We start from the raw sequence: 17,027 nt of genomic DNA, 5'->3' as shown, positions 1-17,027 counted from the left end.
GGAGGAACCGCTCAGTAACGGATGCCCTTGGCGGCCAGTCTCTCATGGAGCGCAGGGTCGACCGCCGCTTCGTGGGCTTCGCGCAGCTGGACGATCGAGGCGAGTGGAGATTCAGCATAATGGATGGCCTGCCAACCCGCTGCCGTCTTGCGCAGCACCATCGTAATCCGGACCGGCCCGCCAAACGGTTTGGGATAGAGCCGGTTGCCCGGGATATAGGTACTCCAGTTCGCATGGAAGAAGGCGATCGCGACATCGTTGCTAGCCTGGGTGACATGAAGATCATGCCAGGTAAGTAGTCGTTCGGATTTCGTGCGGTCGACTCCCCAATAGGCAAGTATCTCGTCCCATCCGTGGTGCGGTTCGCATTCCTCGGCGAGATAGGTCGCATTCTCTTCGCGCTCGTCCCACAATGAACGCATGGCAGGTACATCATAGCCGTTCCACGCCTCGAAATAAGCAGTGAGAAAAGCCGAAATCTCGTCATGTAGCGTCGTCACGCCGTTTGACCCTCGCCAAGCTTTGTAAGGGTCAACGGCTTGCATGGCATGCTGACCGTTTTTTGGTGCATGTAGAAAGATTCTGCTGCGCGACCGCCCTCGGCTCCAACACCTGACTCGCGAAAGCCGCCGAAGGGCGCGCGCAATTCGCGCATCATTGGTGTGTTGCACCAGACCGTGCCCGCCGAGATTTTTGCCTGCGCCTCCATGATGGTGGCGATATTCTGCGACCAGACATAACCGACCAGACCGAAACGGGACCGGTTGGCGATGGCATAGGCTTCTTCTGCAGTATCGAAGATCTGCACCGATGCGAATGGCCCGAAGATTTCATCCTGACACAGACGGTCGTCATTGGATTCGACCAAAGCAATGGTCGGTTCGAAATAGAAGCCCTTGTCGAATGCGGGAGGGCGTTTGCCGCCAGCCAGCAATTTGGCCCCATTTTTACTCGCTTCGGGAACGAAGCTCATCACGTGCTCATAATGGCGTCTTGAGGCGAGCGGCCCCACTTCGGTGGCCGCATCGCGCGGAGATCCGACCCTGATTCCCTTGGCCCGTTCGACAAAGGCTTCGATAAAGCGTTTGGCGATACTGCGCTGAACGAGAATCCGCGAGCCAGCCAAGCATTGCTGGCCATTGTTGGTAAAGATACCGATCAACGCACCGTCTAATGCTTGTTCGAAATCGGCGTCTTCGAAAATGATATTCGCGGACTTGCCGCCGAGTTCCATGATCGTCGGTTTCAGATTCTCTCCGGCCGCAGTCATGATCCTTCGTCCGGTCTCGGTACCGCCGGTGAAGGAAATGCAGTCAATGTCGGGATGACGCACCAGCCGGTTGCCCGCCGTCGCACCATTGCCGTTAACAAGGTTCAGGACACCTTCGGGCAGGCCCGCGGACTGGATGATTTCAACCAGTTTGGAGAGTGCCAAAGGTGCCTGTTCGGCAGGCTTCAGCACGCAGCTATTGCCGAAGGCGATAGCCGACGCGACTTTCATCGAGCCCAGCGTGATTGGTGAGTTCCAAGGGGAAACAAGCGCCGCTACGCCTACCGGTTCGCGCCGGACAAAGGTCAGATAGTTCGGATCCTGTTCGTAGAGCTCAGCCGTCATTTGGCCGATATAGTCTGCGAAGAACCGAAAATTGTCGGCGGAACGACCGACCTGTCGACCGCGAACCTGACTATAGGGTATGCCCGTGTTCGCACATTCGAGATCGGCGATTTCATCAGCAGCCGCATCGATCGCATCGGCGCAGCTGCGCAATATCTTCTGGCGCTCGGCGACACTCATATTCCGCCATTCGCCGCGTTCAAACGCTGCGCGCGCAGATGTGACAGCGCGGTCGACCAGTGCGTCCTCGGCGTCCGGGATTGCAGCGATGACCTCTTCGGTCGCGGGATCGATAACGGAGATTGGCGCGCCGGTTCCGGCGACGGGTTCTCCGTCGATAATGGCAGTGGGTGCGGTTATCATCGGACAGGTTTTCCTTTTGTTGGTTCGCAGGCTTCGGCAAGGCGTTCGCGCCATTCGGAGGTTATTGGCACCGGCAGGCCGACAAGGTCACATAAGCGGTTGGCAAGGCAAAGATTGGAGGAAAATATGGCCGGGCCGTTGCTGCCGGCGTCGTCGATAAGGGCCAGTGAGGGCATCCCGGTGCCGCTTAGCAGCACCGCATCGACGTCGAGCCCCGACATCGCCTCCGCGGCTGGTCGCGCGTCTTCACTGCCCAGCGTATAGATGCTGCGAGTATCGGCGCTGCCCGTATTGATCCGGCGAACCTCAACGAGATCGAAACCAGCGCCGCTCCAATAGGCGCTAGCCGCTTCCGACAAAGCGGGCGGATAAGGGGAGGCGAGAGCTATACGCTTTATGCCCAGTTTAGCGAATTGCCAGCGGATCGCGGCGGTAGCAGTGACTACGGGATAACCGAGCCGCTCCTGGATCCGTTCGACGATGCGTGCTTCTGCATCCGTATCGATCATGTAAGACGAGCCGGTGCAGCCAAAACCATAGGCATCCGGGCGCAGCGTATCGAAATCCTCGAGGCTCGTCTCCAGCCGTTCGATATAGTCGCGCAGCCGCTCCATCGGATCGTTCGAAGCACTTGTTAGGCGATTGACGACAAGGGCGCAGGCGGGAGGCAATATAATCCTCATTTCCGCCTCAACCGTAGGGTTGGCCTGGGGCGTGCCGATGCCGATCATCGCGTCCCGGCCATAATCGTACCGCCGCCCGGTCATGCGATTTCTGCCGCCTTGCGCAAGCCAGCGATCATCGAGCTGCGTAGCAAGTGCTCGCGCGCGGCATCCGGATCGGCGACCGTGCGTTGCAATGCCTGGAGCGATTCAAGTCGTTTGGCCGGATCGCGTTCCTGCATGCGCGCGCGGTTACGATCAGCTTGGGTGAGGATTTCCTGTTCCGCAATGGGCCGCCGTCGGCGCGTATAGCGATCAAGCCGGTCCAAGGCCGCCCCGTTCAGTATCTCTTCAAGCGTATTAACCAGTTCAAAAGCATCGTGAATGCCGCCATTCATGCCCATCCCGCCAGATGGCGAATTGAGGTGCGCGGCATCACCGGCGAGTAGTACTCGGCCGGACCGATAGTCGTCCACGATCCGCATATGGATGCGATAGGGACGGATTTGATCGACCTTGTGGCCGCCGTCGACCTTCACGATCTCCTGCAGCTTGCGTTCGATGCTCGCCGGTTCCAGTGCGTCTTCGATACTCTCTTCGCCGTCCGGGTACAGGCTGCAGCGCCACAGGTCCGGCAGGCGGAGCAGGCTGAACGTGCCGCCCTCCTTCCAGACATAGTTGACGTTGGAAAGCCCTTCGAGATGTTCGTCGAAGGGAAAGTGCGTCGTCGCAAGAATAGTCGTTTCGGGATAGGTTTTGCCCTTGAACGGAAAACCAAGCGCCGAGCGAACCACACTACGTGCGCCGTCAGCGGCGATAAGGAAGTCGGCTTCATCGGTTGTTGCCTCGTTTTTGGAATCGCGCAGCGCGACGCGGACGCCGTGATCGTCCTGCTCTACGCCTTCCACTTTGACGCCCATGCGGATATCTGCGCCTTCGGCTATCAGCATGTCCAGCATGATCCGGCAAAGCTTGGATTGTTCGCACTGGAGCCGATAGGGATGGTTCGTTGCATCGCTGATTACGCTCAGATCGAATACCGCGCGTTCGCCGCTTGGATGCATGCGGACCTGCCAGGTTGGACTGACCAGCCCTTGCGCAACCAGCGGCGCAGCGACTCCGAGCGTTTCGAGCATGTCGAGAGTGGGCGGATGAAAGGTCGATGCGCGCAGATCATCGGGCAATTCCGGCTCTGCTTCGTAAAGGGTAAACGGGATTTTTCGTTTCTGCAGCAACATGGCTGCTGTAAGACCTACGGGCCCCGCACCTACGATTATAATGGGTTTTACCTGTTTCATCTTGTTCAAACTCTTGCAATCTGATTTGTCTTAGATATAAGACTATTCAGCAGCTGTAATTACAAGCCGCGAAAATCGCAAGGAAGATTTGGCATTCACGAAATACGGCATCCCGGGGTTCGATAGGAAGATTGATGGTCAGTACAGTAGACGCGCTGTTCAAGCATAAAAACTCGGCCATCCCGGACATTGAGGCGCTGCCCGAGTCGAATCTCGAGGAGCGGGGTCGACAACGTTTTTGTAGTGCGCTTCGCCGTTTCGCTATCCAGGAAATGCCCGAAATGGTCCGCAAGGATTTTGACGAGCGTGTCGCACCGGCACACAAAGCCAAGGGTGAGTTGATCCGGGATGCGGTGGCGATTGAAGAGGTGATGAAGGACGAAGCCTCCTATCGTTTCTATAGTACGCTTCGTTATAATGCGCAGGAAATGTGTTTTCAGTCGGTTCAAGAGCCGATCGAGCGCGCGCTACCCGGAATGATTGACGTGGCCAAGGCTGCGATACAACGCAATCCGGCCGGGGGCTCACTGAAGCTCGATCCATCACTGGCCATTCCCGATTATGTATCCCAGCTTGATGTCCATCTGACGCCGGGTTGCTTTCACAGTGAGTGGGTTGAAGATGATGTGGCTCAGGGAGCGGTTGTTTCCCTCGGCGCACGTGTCTTTTCTGCTAGTATGAGCCATCGCAGTTGGGGCGGCGTCGCGAAAGTAATCAGTCGTTGGCTAAAGCACGAACGTCCTGATTTCGCGCCAGTTCGCATCCTTGATATCGGGACTTCATCGGCCAAGAATCTTGTGCCCTATGTCGAGGCCTTTCCCGGCACGGAAGCGCATGGCATCGATGTCGCCGCGCCGCTTTTGCGCTACGGCCATGCTATTGCGGAACATGAAGGTATCGCTCTCCACCTCAGCCAGCAAAATGCCGAAGCTCTTGATTTTCCGGACGGGCATTTTGATTTGATCGTTTCGAGCTTTTTCTTTCACGAAATCACGGTCGACGCGACCCGGAAAGTGCTGAAGGAGTGCCGCCGCCTGCTCCGGCCAGGGGGCATCATGGTCCATCAGGAACTGCCCGCAACCTGCCTTGTCGATGCCTGGGAAGATTTCTTCTGGAACTGGGATACCGAGCATAATAACGAGCCAAACTATACCAATTTCCGGGCGCAGGACCCCGCTGTCCTCTTGGAAGAGGCCGGTTTTGGCGCGGCCGAAAATTTTGCCCATCTCTTGCCTGATCTTGGTACCTATCCCGACCGGGCAAAGGCGTTCGGCTGGGATGAGCCCGGTCGCCCGCGCCATGGCAAGGGTGCCTGGTATGTCTTCGGCAGCAGCCTTCCGTCCTAGGGCGATATACGAATCTCAACGAAACGCGCGTCAGCGCCCCTGGTAAGGAATGCTTAGTGAATATTGATCGAAACAGTGGCTGGTATCGCTGGTATGTAGTGGTTCTGCTTCTCCTCGTTTTCATTCTTTCCTATTTTGACCGGTTCATTCTCTCGCTGGTGGTCGAGCCGATCAAGGAAATGATGGGGCTTAGCGATTTTCAGATTGGGCTGCTGCTCGGCCCGGCCTTTTCCATCTTTCATGTCGCGGTCGCGATTCCCCTGGGGTTGCTCGCTGACCGGTGGAGCCGCAAATGGCTGCTGATCGTGGGTCTCGTGATCTGGTGCACGATGACAACGATGAGCGGCTTCGCGATGTCGTTCCTGCCGCTGTTGATTTTCAGGCTCGGTCTGGGCCTTGGTGAAGCGGTGGTCAGTCCCTGTTCGGTGTCGATCATCAGCGACTATTTCAAGCGCGGCGAACGCGCTCGCGCGATCAGCCTTTACATGGCCGGGCCCTATCTCGGGGCCGGTATGGCATTTCTCGCTGGCGGGGTTTTGGTATCCGCGCTGCACGACGTTGGCGATGTTGAGCTGTTTGGGCATATGTTCGCACCATGGCAGATGACTTTCCTCATGGTGGGCGCTCCGGGAATTTTGTTCGCGCTACTGTTGATGACAATCAAGGAGCCTCCCAAGACCGACACGATCGCAGCCAACGCAGAAGGCGGCTCGAAGATCAGCGCTGTGCGCTACATGCTTGATCGGTGGAAGGGCTTTGGCGTCTTGTTTGCCGGTGCGACATGTAATTTTGCGATGGCGACGCTGACGTTCTGGAATGTGCCTTTATTCTCGCGCGTATATGGCTGGGACGTGATGACAACCGGTGCGGTCACCGGTCTATTTTACTTCACAGCCGGCCCGCTTGGGACCGCGCTCGCGTTATGGGCGAGCAAGCGGCTGGGCCGAGATGGTGATATGGGTGGGATGTATACGCTGATCCTCGGCCTGTGCATCACCGTTCCGATGAGTGCTCTTTATCCGATCATGCCGACTGCGCAATTGGCCGTTGTGGCCATGTTTATCGCATTCATCGGCAAATCTGCCGCAACGGCTGGTGGCCCCGCCGCGTTGCAGATGATTACACCGGGCGAGATGCGGAGCCGTTCGGTTGCTATCTTCAACACCGTGATCACGTTGGTTGGCCCGCTGCTCGGACCGCCGCTGATCGGTGCCGCAACTGACTGGTCCGGCGATCCAAGGTCGATCGGGGTCGTGCTCTGCGGCTTTGTCCTATTTGTAGGAATACCGACGATTCTGGTGATGATTTTCGGCCTCAAACATTACCGTGTACTCGCCAAGGAAATGACGGTCTTGACGACCGCGATGGACGAAAAGGAGGCGGCCACTGCGGCGCTCGGGCCCAAGGGCGCTGTCGCCTGATTAATTGATTTACCAATCGCACAAATAGTCACCGATATATGGGTGGCGTGCGGAAGGTCCAGGGATGCTCGACAATCAAACTCGGGATTTTATTGTCGAGGAGGGCAGATCTCTTTTGCCAAAGAAATTAGGTGACGCAATGACCCTTCCCATCATGACCGCCTTGCCGCGCGAACGCCGCGGCTATGTCGATGGACCCGATGGACAGCTCCATTATCGCAGTTTCGGCGAGGGTGTGCCGGTGCTGCTCGTCCATCAGGCACCTTGGTCGTCGCTGCAGTTCCGGCACGTGTTGCCAATCATTGCCGATGCAGGCTTTCGCGCAATCGCAATTGATCTGCCGGCGCACGGCATGTCGGATCCGCCCATGCAACCGGGCATCGAATGCTATGCCGCAAATCTGGCTGCGCTACTGAAGGCGCTTGGCGTCGGGCCAGCGATCGTTCTCGGCCATCGCGGCGGCGGTCTTGCGGCGGGCAGGTTGGCTGCCGAGCATCCAGAACTGGTCAAGGCGTTGATTTTGGACAATGCGCCCTTCTATACCGAGGAAGAGAGAGCATCGCGGATCGGGAAATTCCCCGATAATCAGGCGATTTCACCCGACGGCAGCCACATCACCGATCGCTGGGCCTGGGTTCGGGAGAAGGGTGACCCTGACTGGAGTGACGAGACCATCCATATCTCGGTACTTACCTATTTCCTTCATGGTCCCTGGAAGGAACATGGCCACAGCGTGATCCCGCTCTACGATTTTCGGGCAGACGTGCCGCGAATCTCCTGTCCGACGCTCGTTATCGCGAGCCGGACGGACCCGATCTATCCCTGGGGCAAGCAGATCGTCAAGACCCGGTCCGATTGGGCCTATGCAGAACTGGCTGGTGGGGCAGGCATGGTGCTTGACCGGGCCGCCGAATGGAGCGCAGTCGTGTTGCCGTATCTAAGACAATTTTCAGTTTCTGATTCATCTGATTGAATTTCTCTAGCTGAATCCACCCTATTAGCGCCCAACGGTGAGCGCATTAAGCTCATGTTAAAAAACAAGATTCTGAGTCAATTCCACTCGGAAACAAAAACTATTGGACTATGAAAATTATTGATATATAAATAGGACAAATGAGTTTCAGTTCGAGCTTGATGGACGATGGTAGTCGAGTTTGATCTAGAAAGATCTGTACACCAGGGAAGGCTAAAATGATGAATTACAAAACTACGGGGCGCGCCCTTCTGATCAGCGCGACACTTCTTTCGTCAACATCGGTATGGGCGCAGGTTGCCGCTACAGATGAAGGAGCGTCAGACGCACCGCAAGAGATCATCGTAACCGCGCAGCGTCGCGAGCAGTCGCTGCAAGAAGTGCCTTTGGCCGTGTCTGCTTTCGGTGCGGAAGATCTGCAAGCCAGACAGATCACCAATACGCTGGACTTGGTGAATTACGTTCCCAACCTTATCGGCCATCACAATACCGCAGTCGGCACTGCCAACGCCTATTCGATGCGCGGCCTTGCCAACTCCGAGTCGATCTCGACCTTCGATCCGCCCGTCGGCACTTATATCGACGACATTTATGTCTCGCGCCAGGGCGCCAACAATTTCTCGCTGTTTGATGTCGAGCGCGTAGAAGTATTGCGCGGGCCGCAGGGTACGCTCTTTGGCCGCAATACCACGGGCGGAGCGATTAACGTCATAATGGCGCGTCCGCAGGAAGAGTTCGGCGGTTTTGCCGAGGTAGGCTACGGTCGGTTCAACCGCGTTCAGCTGCGTGCTTCAGTCGATGTGCCGGTGATCGAGGACAAGCTGCTCACCAAACTATCCGGATATTATATCGAGTCCGACGGCTATGTGAACAATCTGAGCAACGGCGACCAGTTGAACGGCGAAGAGAATTGGGGCGTTCGCGGCGCTGTTCGCGCGCATCTGTCCGATAACGTCATGTGGGATGTATCGGCTGACTATATTCACAATTCGAACGCCAATCTTCCGCATTTCTACGATCCAACGACCGATCAGCGGATTACCTACACCAAGATCAGCGCTGAGACCCCTCTCGGGACCGGGCTGGTTTCATCGCGGCTCGCCGACAACACCGCGGGCAACCTCGCTGAAAGCTATTCCATCAGCTCGAATCTCGAGGTTGGAGTGGGCGACAATGCAACGATCAACGTGATTTCCGGCTACCGTCATCTTTATCAGGAATTCCTGACCGAGAGTCTGGCCGGCGCAACCGGCGTTGTAATCGATGGCGTGAATCTCGTATCGGCTTCGCCCGGAGCGGGCATCCCGCTGGCGAGCGACAGCTGGCATAGCCAGTTCAGCCAAGAGATTAAATTCAGCGGCGAGGCCTTTGGCGGCCTTCTCGATTATGTCGCCGGTGTTTATTACATCAATGAAACCAACGAGACAGACTTCGCGAACTTGCTGATCCTGTCCAGTGGAACGGCGTTCGTGAATGGTGATCGGGTCATGACCAATGATACCGAAGCTTATGCCGGCTATGTCCAGGGCGACATACATGTGACGCGGGATTTGACGTTGACGGCGGGTGTGCGTTACACGGACGAACGGAAGACCATCGCCTATTCGCCCAATGCAAACCCGTTGCCACTGACCTCATCGTCGGTTCCCTTTGATACGCAGGATCTGATCGATCTCGGCATACCTGTCGAGCAGCGTTCAAAGGTTTGGACGCCGCGGTTTGCTCTCCAGTACCAAGCGGCCGATGACATCATGGTGTTTGCTTCGGCAACGCGTGGTTTCAAATCTGGTGGCTGGAATGCACGGGCCTATTCGCCTGACAACGCAGATGCTTTCTACCCAGAAACGATCTGGTCGTTCGAAGGCGGTGTCCGTTCGCAATGGCTCGACCGTCGTCTTACCGTAAACCTGACAGGTTTTTACTTTACCGATTACGATCAGCAGCTTCCGGGCGGCGGCCTCAATCCATTGACGGGTTCGATCACTTATTTGACTCGTAACGTCGCCGACATGGAAAATTACGGCCTCGAAGTAGAATTGTCGACGACACCGGTTCACGGGCTCAACCTCTTCTGGTCATTCGGTTTGCAAAACGCGAGCTTCAAAAACGTCAACGACATCACGCGTGCGCAGCAGGCGAGTTGCCAAACCGGCGACGTGACCGCCTGTAACGTCAGCATCATCACCCCCGACGGGCAGATCGCGGAACCAACCCGTGCTCCGTCATTCACTTCGACGGTGGGTGCCAGCTACAATTGGGAACTGGGCAACGGATTGTCGGTTCAGCCCGCAGTGAACTGGAACTATATCAGTTCAACATGGGTCTCGACGTCCAACGATCCACGGGGCTTTCAACCGGGGCACAGTGTCCTCAACGGAGGCGTTACGTTGCGCTCGGAAGAGGGCTGGTCGCTCGGGGTCGAATGCAACAACTGCTTCGACGATCTCTATATGACGTCCTTCCTGATCTACCCTTATCTCAGTGATCCGGGTCGTTGGATGGCGCGTTTGCGTTACGACTTCTAATATTTTGGTGTATTGGGGAATGGGCGGCAATTATGCCGCCCATTTTCTATTCTCCCGGGCAAGGATTCCATGGCAGACAATAGCGCCGACAAACCAATGAAAGACGTAAAGCTGCCCCGTTTCAGCAAAGGCGCGCGTTCGCGCTTTTTTGACGATCCCGCGGTCGACCAGATAATGACTTTCCTGCTCGAACTGATGGCGGAGACGAATGCGCTTCGCGAACGCGCAGACACGATCGAAAGACTACTGGATGAAAAGGGAACTATCAGCCGAGATGAGATCGAGGCCTATCGCCCCGATGCCGAGGGCGAGGCTGAGCGTTCGGCCTGGAGCCAGGCGTTCATCAAGCGGGTGATGCGGTTTCACGAACCCGATTGAGCGTGACTGCATATCCTAATCTCTTCTCGCCTCTGAAGGTCGGAACCCGGGAACTTCGCAACCGGGTTGTCCATGCCTCTACGTCGACCCATTTTTCCAAGGATGGCCGCGTCACCGACCGGTTGATCGCTTATTTTGCGAACCGCGCCAGGGGCGGCGCAGCGATGCTGATCAGCGAGCCTATGGCCATGTTGAGCTGGCAGACGCTTCCGACCCGCCCCCAGATTCTCTCGGGCTTAAACGCTGATATGTTGCCGCGCTGGGCCGAAGCTGTAGCGCGCGAGGGCAGTCTGATGATTGGCCAGATCCAAGACAATGGACGTGGTTTTCGCGCCGGACATCGCAATCTTTCGGCACGGGGGGCGTCGGCACTTCCTGACGATCTAAGCTGGACGGTGCCGCAGGTGCTGGAGACCGGTGACGTTCACCAGATGATTGATGAATTCGTTACTTCGTGCGGGATGCTGGCTGATGCCGGATTTGCCGGAGTGGAGATATCTGCCGGACATGGCCATATTTTTCATCAGTTCCTTTCTGCCCGTTCCAATCGCCGCGAGGACGAATTTGGCGGCGATCTAGAGGGTCGGGCGCGGCTACTGGTGCTGCTGATGCAGGGCATACGCGCGCGTTGTGGCGCCGATTTTCTGATCGGTGCCAAATTGCCGGCGGAAGATTTTTCCGAAGGAGGTATCGGGCTCGAGGAGGCTGAGGCCATTACTGCGCTGCTCCACCGTGATGGAGAAATGGACTATCTCACCTACTGCTGGGGCAGCCATTCGGAATCGCTCTATACTCATCTCCCTGACAATCACGGGCCGCGCACCCCTTATGTCGAAACCATTCATCGGCTGGGCCGCGCCGCTGCACCGGGTGTACAACTCGGCGCACTGGGCCTGATCACTGATCCGAATGAAGGCGAGCGGATTATTCGCGACGGGCTCGCTGATCTCGTCATGCTCGCCCGTCCGCTGATCACCGACCCGGCTTGGCCGATCAAGGCGGAACAGGGGCGCGAAGCCGAGATCCGCTATTGTGTCTCGTGCAATACCTGCTGGCACATGATCACCTCTGGCCGTGCGCTACAGTGCGACAATAATCCCCGGGTCGGCTTGGACGACGAGGCAGACTGGACTCCCGCAGCGTCGCCGCAACCAAAGCGTGTCGCGGTGATCGGCGCGGGCATCGCCGGTATGGAGGCGGGCTGGGTTGCCGCAGCGCGCGGTCATACGGTCCGCATCTTCGGAGCTTCGGAACAACCCGGAGGCAAGACCAAGCTCCATGCCGGTTTGCCAGGCGGAGAAGGGGTCAGCAGCATTTACGATTACCAGCATCTTGCCGCGCAGCGCCATGGTGCACAAATGCACTTTGGCTATAGCGCGTCCGCGAAGGACGTACTTGCATTCAAACCGGAAATCGCGGTTCTGGCAACCGGATCTACTCCCGCGTGGCCGTCTTGCCTGCCGGAGGAATGGAAGGACGAGGGCATTGTCCCGGATATACGGGAAGCTGCAGCGCTGTTCCTGGATCATAAGGCGCACAACTCCGGCACGGCGGTGATCTATGACGAAGATAGCACTGCGTTTGTCTACGATACCGCTGAATTGTTGATGGAACGGTTTGACAAGGTTGTGATCCTCACGCCGCGGGAAAGGCTGGCGAGCGATGAATCCCTGATTGTCCGGCAGGGCATCTATCACCGGCTCTACCGTAAGAAAGCGCTGATCGTCACGTCGGTCCGGCCACTGGCAACCTCGCGTCTCGAAGATGGCGAGATTGCCTATGAAAATATCTATAGCGGTGAGGAAGGTGTGATCGAAGATGTCGCTTTTTTCACCTATGCAACCGCGCGAACGCCGAACGATGCGCTGGTCGCTCCGCTCCGGAATGCCGGTGTCACCGTGTACAGCATTGGCGACGCCAAGGCTCCACGTATGGCGCTGAGTGCTACGGGCGAGGGCTATCGGCTCGCCATGGAAATCTGACGAAAGGAATAGGGCATGTATCCCGATCTTGAAGGAAAAGTAGCCATTGTGACCGGCGCGGGTCGCCACAAAGGACTGGGTGAGGCCATTGCCCGCAAGCTCGCTGCCGATGGCGTGAAGCTTGTCATCCACGATCTCGGTGAGGTCGACGGCGAATTGGCACCGGCCCATGGCGTCGGCGCGTCAAAGGAGATGGCCGAAGTCGCCGAGGGAATTCGCGCGACCAATCCGGATGTCAGCACATTTCAAGCGGACATGCGTGAAGAGGCGCAGGTTGAAGCCCTTATTGGCCATGCCGTCACTACCTATGGCAAGCTCGACATTCTCGTGAACAATGCCGGTGTCGGCTATTTGTTCGGGCCGCTTGTCGATGCGACGCAAGAAATGTGGGATACGGTACTCAATGTTAACCTGCGCGGGGCGTTTTTTGCCATGAAACATGCCATTCGCCAGATGCAGAAACAGGAAATCGAAGAAGGCTGGGGACGCGGAAGAGTTGTTTCGGTCGGAAGTCGAGGTTCAAAATCGGGGTCGGCATTAACTTCTTCCTATATCGCTTCCAAACACGGCCTTGTCGGCCTTACCCGTTCGGCGGCGATCGAACATGGTGGCGAGCAGATTACCGTGAATGCGGTGTGCCCCAATCATGTGACGACGGGCCTCGGGTCCTGGCAGAATGAGTTTATGGCCGAGAAGCGCGGCCAGAGCGTTGAGGACTATCTCGCTGCGATGCGCGACCGGATTCCGCTCGGTCGGGTCGGCGAGGTCGAAGACACCGCCAATGCCTGCGCATTCCTGTGTTCGGGGCAGGCCCGCTATATCACTGGCGAGGCGATGAACGTCTCGGGCGGTGAGGAAATGCACTGAGCGGGCCATTCCGGCGAATGGGCTGGCCCGGACCGCTTCGCCACTCGCCATTTCGTGCTATATGGGCGACCACCGTCCTCTCGCAGCTGGGCAGCTTTATCCAGATTGTAGCGATCAGCTGGACAATGGCATCGCTCAGCGCATCAGCCGCGATGGTCGCGCTGGTCCAGACGGCCGCGAACTTTCCGATGATACTTTTAGCGGTAGCAGCGGGGGCGCTGGCCGACATGTTTGATCGGCGTCATGTGATGTTGACCGCACAATTTCTGATGCTGCTCTTGTCGCTTGGCCTCGCACTTTGCGCCCTTCTTGACATGTTGACACCTGTGCTGCTCTTGAGTTTTACTTTTCTGATCGGATGCGGCACCGCTCTGCACGCTCCTGCCTGGCAGGCATCAGTAGGCGAACTGGTGCCGCGCAATCAGATATCCTCCGCAGTAGCGACCAATGTATTTGGCAATAATATTGCGCGCAGTATTGGCCCGGCACTCGGCGGCGCGATAGTCTCCGTTGCAGGCGCGGGGGTTGCATTTGCCATCAACGCTTTTTCCTATGCCGGGGTAATCGCGGTTCTCCTGCGCTGGAAGGGGCCGGGTGTCCTGTCTGGGCATAGGCCAAACTTTATCCAGATGGTCAGCGGCGGGTTCGGATATGCGCTCGCGCAAGTTCGGGTGCGGAACCTCTTTTTACGGACATTTGCATTCGGGTTCGGTGCAGCCGCAATCTGGGCCTTTATGCCGCTGGTTGCGATCAGGCTGGGCGGAGGCGCGCAATTGCTAGGTGTGTTGTTTGCCTGTTTTGGCGTTGGCGCGATGTTCGGTGCGATAGCGAGTATCGCTATTCGAAGCCGCTATGGCATCGGCGCGCTGGTAGGCGTCGCCGTAATGGCTGTCGCACTACCTCTGTTCCTGCTCGGACTCACTCGATCTGTACCGATTGCGGTTTTCGCGCACCTGCTAGCCGGTGCCGGATGGGTGGCGGTGCTCTCCACCTTCAACGTTTCGGTGCAGCTTGCGGTGGCACGCAGCCATGTCGGGCGCACGCTTGCGATCTATCAGATGATGGCGTTCGGCGGCGTTGCACTTGGCAGTGCGACTTGGGGCGTAATGGCCGATTATGCCGGTATGCCGACGGCGCTTGTCGCCGCCGGCGCGTTCCTCGCGATGAGTGGAATGTTTGGTGCGCTGTTCGCGCTTCCCGAACCGACTGCAGAACAGGAGAATTAATCCAGACGCATGGCTTCGATCCCTGCCTGACCCGTCTGTTCGTCCTGCTCAGGTGTTCCGCCGGACACGCCGATGGCGCCGATGCAGCGCCCTTCAGCCATAATCGGCAATCCTCCGGTCATAGGCAGATAGTCGGTCAGACGAAGAAGGGCCGGATCGGCGGCAACGCGATCGGCCAGAACCCGGCTCGGCGCGCGCAACAAAGCAGAAGTCCGAGCCTTTTCGCTAGCCACTTTCGCCGTCAAAAGACCGGCTCCGTCCATCCGTTCGAGGCAGAGGGGATAGCCGCCGTCGTCGACGACGGCGACGGACATTGTCAGCCCGTTTGTGCTTGCAGCGCGAAGCGCAGCATCAAGGGCTGAACGAGCGAGGGCGGCATTCAATGTCGGTTTATGCGATAACATGTGGGTTTCCTTTTCGGTGCAATGGTGCCAAAGATTTGAAATGAAATCGCTAACATGCGATCAATAGAGCTAGCCGCTCGTCTTGAAAGGGGAGAATAGAACAAGTGACCGGAAAGAACGGCGGCAAAGCGGGTGTGGATCGTGGACAAGCGGTGCCACTGTACCACCAAATATTTCTGCAACTGCGCGAAGAAATCACGAGTGGGGAGCGCGCCTTTGGATCGCGGCTGCCGACCGAGCAGGAACTGACCAAAGAATATGAGGTTTCGCGCATCACCGCGCGGCGGGCCCTTGAAGAACTGGCTGATCACCAACTCGTCGAACGCAAGCGACGGGTCGGGACCCATGTGATCTTTCGTTCGCCGGCGCGCCCGATCCACGGCAATATCGAGCAGGCGCTCGAATCGCTGCGCAATTTTGGCCGCGCAACGCAGGTCAAACTGCTTGAGGTCGATATGGTCTCTGCGCGACCACCAATTGACGAGGCGCTTGATTTGCCAGCCGGGACTGAGCTTCTGCGCGTGGTTCGTACCCGCTGGCTCGACGGTGAGCCGCTCGGTCATTTTGTCAGCTACATCCCTTCCGATCTCGGCAAGGCAATGACACGTGCCAATCTCAAAACGACGCCGATGCTGACGTTGCTCGAGGACGCGGGCGCGCATATTGGCGCCGCCCATCAGACGATCTCGGCTACACTTGCTGATGCTGCCGTTTCGGCGAGCCTGCACGTCGACATCGGATCGCCGATCCTGCGAGTGAGCCGGACGGTCTTCGACGTCAATGAACGGCCGGTGCAACACATCCTCGCCCAGTTCCGCCCTGATCGTTACCAGATTCGCCTCGATCTGAATTCTCCCCGTATTCTGGAACCGCAGATTATCTGACGGTCTTTCCAGTTTCTTGGATTATTGATATAGAAATATAACAATTAAATCGCTACGATGCTAGCATCATAGTGGGGAATCTGGAGAATGAACGACTGGACCAGCGATACTGAACCGCAGCTGCTGAGAATTTTCGGCACGACTGCGACCGTTCCAGACATCGCAGCTGCCGAATCCTGTTATAGCGAACTGCTTGGATACCGGGTGTTGGAAAGAGGCCGGATCGATCAGGCACTCGCCAAGCGCTGGGGTGCGCCGGCGGCGGCCGGTGCCGCCTTCTGCACCTTGCATCCCGAAAATGATGACGATGTCTTTATCAGACTTATCGAAGCACCCGCCGTGCCGGACTATTCACCGCTGACCAGCTTTGGCTGGACGGCATTCGAAATCATCGTGGATGATGTCTATGGGTTGGCGGATCGGCTGGACGCTTCGCCCTTTCGCCATCTCGCAGGGCCGAGTCCGCTCCAGTTCATGCCATCAATCGTCGCCATGCAGGTCGTGGGCCCGGGTGGTGAATGCCTCTATTTTACAATGGAGAGTGGCGACCGGAACACATCAATCCTGCCCGGGCCTTCGGGCTTTGTCGGTCGACCATTTATCGTCGTAGCCGCAGGATCCGATTTTGATCCGATGCTTCGCTGGTATGTAGATCATTTCAGATTACGGGAAAGACCGATGCGCAAGAGCAAGGTAGGAGTGCTTCAGCATGCTCAGAATCTTCCTGCTGATCACGCCTTTTCGCTCAGCGCAATCGGCATGGCGCAGCACGGAAATCTGATCGAGCTCGACGAATATCCGACCGGTGGTGACTATATCGCCGGAGTTCGGCCCCGGGTTGAAGGCTATTTGCCACCCGGCAATGCGATTGTCAGTTTCGAGGTTACCAGCCTTTCGCCCTTCGCTGACCTTGCGCATGGACCCGAGGCTATCTCGGCAGGGGCCTGTTACGGTGGCCGACGCTCGCTTGTTCTGACCGGGCCGGCGGGCGAATTAATTGAGTTGATCGAATCGCGTTGAATTGTGATATAGATAGAACAATATAGCCGAGATATGGATTCCGCCCTTTGGGCGAAACAAGGA

15 protein-coding genes are annotated in these 17,027 nt (G+C 57.4%); 10 read left to right on the top strand and 5 right to left on the bottom strand.

The window, feature by feature from the left end; genetic code table 11:
* Positions 1 to 11: 11 nt before the first annotated feature.
* From AAC060_RS00220 to AAC060_RS00205, 4 genes are read right to left on the bottom strand one after another with little or no spacing between them, the layout of a single operon-like run.
* On the bottom strand, positions 12 to 500 hold the full coding sequence (locus AAC060_RS00220; protein ID WP_339821493.1) for a nuclear transport factor 2 family protein: 489 nt from the start codon (positions 498 to 500) through the stop codon (positions 12 to 14).
* Positions 497 to 1,978 carry an aldehyde dehydrogenase gene (locus tag AAC060_RS00215; RefSeq protein ID WP_339821490.1) on the bottom strand — a complete coding sequence of 494 codons (1,482 nt, stop codon included), beginning with the start codon at positions 1,976 to 1,978 and terminating at the stop codon, positions 497 to 499. The genes AAC060_RS00220 and AAC060_RS00215 overlap by 4 nt, the downstream gene beginning before the upstream one ends.
* Positions 1,975 to 2,745, bottom strand: coding sequence for a hypothetical protein (locus tag AAC060_RS00210; protein ID WP_339821488.1), 771 nt, complete (start codon positions 2,743 to 2,745; stop codon positions 1,975 to 1,977). The genes AAC060_RS00215 and AAC060_RS00210 overlap by 4 nt, the downstream gene beginning before the upstream one ends.
* Positions 2,742 to 3,938, bottom strand: coding sequence for an FAD-dependent monooxygenase (locus AAC060_RS00205; protein ID WP_339821485.1), 1,197 nt, complete (start codon positions 3,936 to 3,938; stop codon positions 2,742 to 2,744). Before AAC060_RS00205 ends, AAC060_RS00210 begins: the two co-directional genes overlap by 4 nt.
* Positions 3,939 to 4,072: 134 nt before the next feature.
* On the opposite strand from AAC060_RS00205, the gene AAC060_RS00200 reads away from it, so the two are divergent.
* From AAC060_RS00200 to AAC060_RS00165, 8 genes are all read left to right on the top strand, one after another.
* Entirely contained in the window at positions 4,073 to 5,284 is a 1,212-nt protein-coding gene (locus tag AAC060_RS00200; protein WP_339821482.1) for a class I SAM-dependent methyltransferase, read from the top strand.
* 56 nt (positions 5,285 to 5,340) lie between these two features.
* Positions 5,341 to 6,705 carry an MFS transporter gene (locus AAC060_RS00195; protein ID WP_339821479.1) on the top strand — a complete coding sequence of 455 codons (1,365 nt, stop codon included), beginning with the start codon at positions 5,341 to 5,343 and terminating at the stop codon, positions 6,703 to 6,705.
* A 139-nt stretch (positions 6,706 to 6,844) separates the two neighbouring features.
* Positions 6,845 to 7,678 (top strand): alpha/beta hydrolase, encoded by an 834-nt coding sequence (locus AAC060_RS00190; RefSeq protein WP_339821477.1) that lies wholly within the window; start codon positions 6,845 to 6,847, stop codon positions 7,676 to 7,678.
* Between the two features lie 218 nt (positions 7,679 to 7,896).
* A complete protein-coding gene (locus tag AAC060_RS00185) occupies positions 7,897 to 10,203 on the top strand; it encodes a TonB-dependent receptor (RefSeq protein WP_339821473.1) in 2,307 nt (768 codons plus the stop codon).
* Positions 10,204 to 10,272: 69 nt separating this feature from the next.
* Positions 10,273 to 10,581: a hypothetical protein gene (locus AAC060_RS00180; RefSeq protein ID WP_339821469.1), complete on the top strand. Its 309-nt coding sequence runs from the start codon at positions 10,273 to 10,275 to the stop codon at positions 10,579 to 10,581.
* Positions 10,582 to 10,583: 2 nt separating this feature from the next.
* Complete coding sequence (locus AAC060_RS00175; RefSeq protein ID WP_339821468.1) at positions 10,584 to 12,563, top strand: NAD(P)-binding protein; 1,980 nt, start codon at positions 10,584 to 10,586, stop codon at positions 12,561 to 12,563.
* Between the two features lie 15 nt (positions 12,564 to 12,578).
* Complete coding sequence (locus tag AAC060_RS00170; protein WP_339821466.1) at positions 12,579 to 13,430, top strand: SDR family NAD(P)-dependent oxidoreductase; 852 nt, start codon at positions 12,579 to 12,581, stop codon at positions 13,428 to 13,430.
* A 17-nt stretch (positions 13,431 to 13,447) separates the two neighbouring features.
* Complete coding sequence (locus AAC060_RS00165) at positions 13,448 to 14,656, top strand: MFS transporter (RefSeq protein WP_339821463.1); 1,209 nt, start codon at positions 13,448 to 13,450, stop codon at positions 14,654 to 14,656.
* On the opposite strand, the gene AAC060_RS00160 is transcribed toward AAC060_RS00165, so the two are convergent.
* The gene (locus AAC060_RS00160) at positions 14,653 to 15,060 is read right to left on the bottom strand and encodes a heme-binding protein (RefSeq protein ID WP_339821460.1); all 408 of its coding nucleotides are present in this window, start codon (positions 15,058 to 15,060) and stop codon (positions 14,653 to 14,655) included. The genes AAC060_RS00165 and AAC060_RS00160 overlap by 4 nt on opposite strands.
* Before the next feature lie 104 nt (positions 15,061 to 15,164).
* Here AAC060_RS00160 and AAC060_RS00155 point away from each other — a divergent pair, with 104 nt between their 5' ends.
* Both AAC060_RS00155 and AAC060_RS00150 read left to right on the top strand, forming a co-directional pair.
* A complete protein-coding gene (locus AAC060_RS00155) occupies positions 15,165 to 15,944 on the top strand; it encodes a GntR family transcriptional regulator (protein ID WP_339821458.1) in 780 nt (259 codons plus the stop codon).
* A gap of 87 nt (positions 15,945 to 16,031) precedes the next feature.
* The gene (locus AAC060_RS00150) at positions 16,032 to 16,964 is read left to right on the top strand and encodes a hypothetical protein (RefSeq protein WP_339821456.1); all 933 of its coding nucleotides are present in this window, start codon (positions 16,032 to 16,034) and stop codon (positions 16,962 to 16,964) included.
* The last annotated feature ends 63 nt before the right edge of the window (positions 16,965 to 17,027 follow it).

It is taken from the genome of uncultured Parasphingorhabdus sp. (assembly GCF_963975555.1).
GTDB lineage: Bacteria > Pseudomonadota > Alphaproteobacteria > Sphingomonadales > Sphingomonadaceae > Parasphingorhabdus.
Note: the sequence above shows the minus strand (reverse complement) of the source record. Positions and strands in the feature narration are given on the sequence as shown.

Coding starts and splice junctions, on each gene's coding strand:
- AAC060_RS00215 (WP_339821490.1), bottom strand. CDS start 1,978: ATGATAACCGCACCCACTGCCATTATCGACGGAGAACCCGTCGCCGGA.
- AAC060_RS00210 (WP_339821488.1), bottom strand. CDS start 2,745: ATGACCGGGCGGCGGTACGATTATGGCCGGGACGCGATGATCGGCATC.
- AAC060_RS00205 (WP_339821485.1), bottom strand. CDS start 3,938: ATGAAACAGGTAAAACCCATTATAATCGTAGGTGCGGGGCCCGTAGGT.
- AAC060_RS00200 (WP_339821482.1), top strand. CDS start 4,073: ATGGTCAGTACAGTAGACGCGCTGTTCAAGCATAAAAACTCGGCCATC.
- AAC060_RS00190 (WP_339821477.1), top strand. CDS start 6,845: ATGACCCTTCCCATCATGACCGCCTTGCCGCGCGAACGCCGCGGCTAT.
- AAC060_RS00185 (WP_339821473.1), top strand. CDS start 7,897: ATGATGAATTACAAAACTACGGGGCGCGCCCTTCTGATCAGCGCGACA.
- AAC060_RS00180 (WP_339821469.1), top strand. CDS start 10,273: ATGGCAGACAATAGCGCCGACAAACCAATGAAAGACGTAAAGCTGCCC.
- AAC060_RS00170 (WP_339821466.1), top strand. CDS start 12,579: ATGTATCCCGATCTTGAAGGAAAAGTAGCCATTGTGACCGGCGCGGGT.
- AAC060_RS00165 (WP_339821463.1), top strand. CDS start 13,448: ATGGGCTGGCCCGGACCGCTTCGCCACTCGCCATTTCGTGCTATATGG.
- AAC060_RS00160 (WP_339821460.1), bottom strand. CDS start 15,060: ATGTTATCGCATAAACCGACATTGAATGCCGCCCTCGCTCGTTCAGCC.
- AAC060_RS00150 (WP_339821456.1), top strand. CDS start 16,032: ATGAACGACTGGACCAGCGATACTGAACCGCAGCTGCTGAGAATTTTC.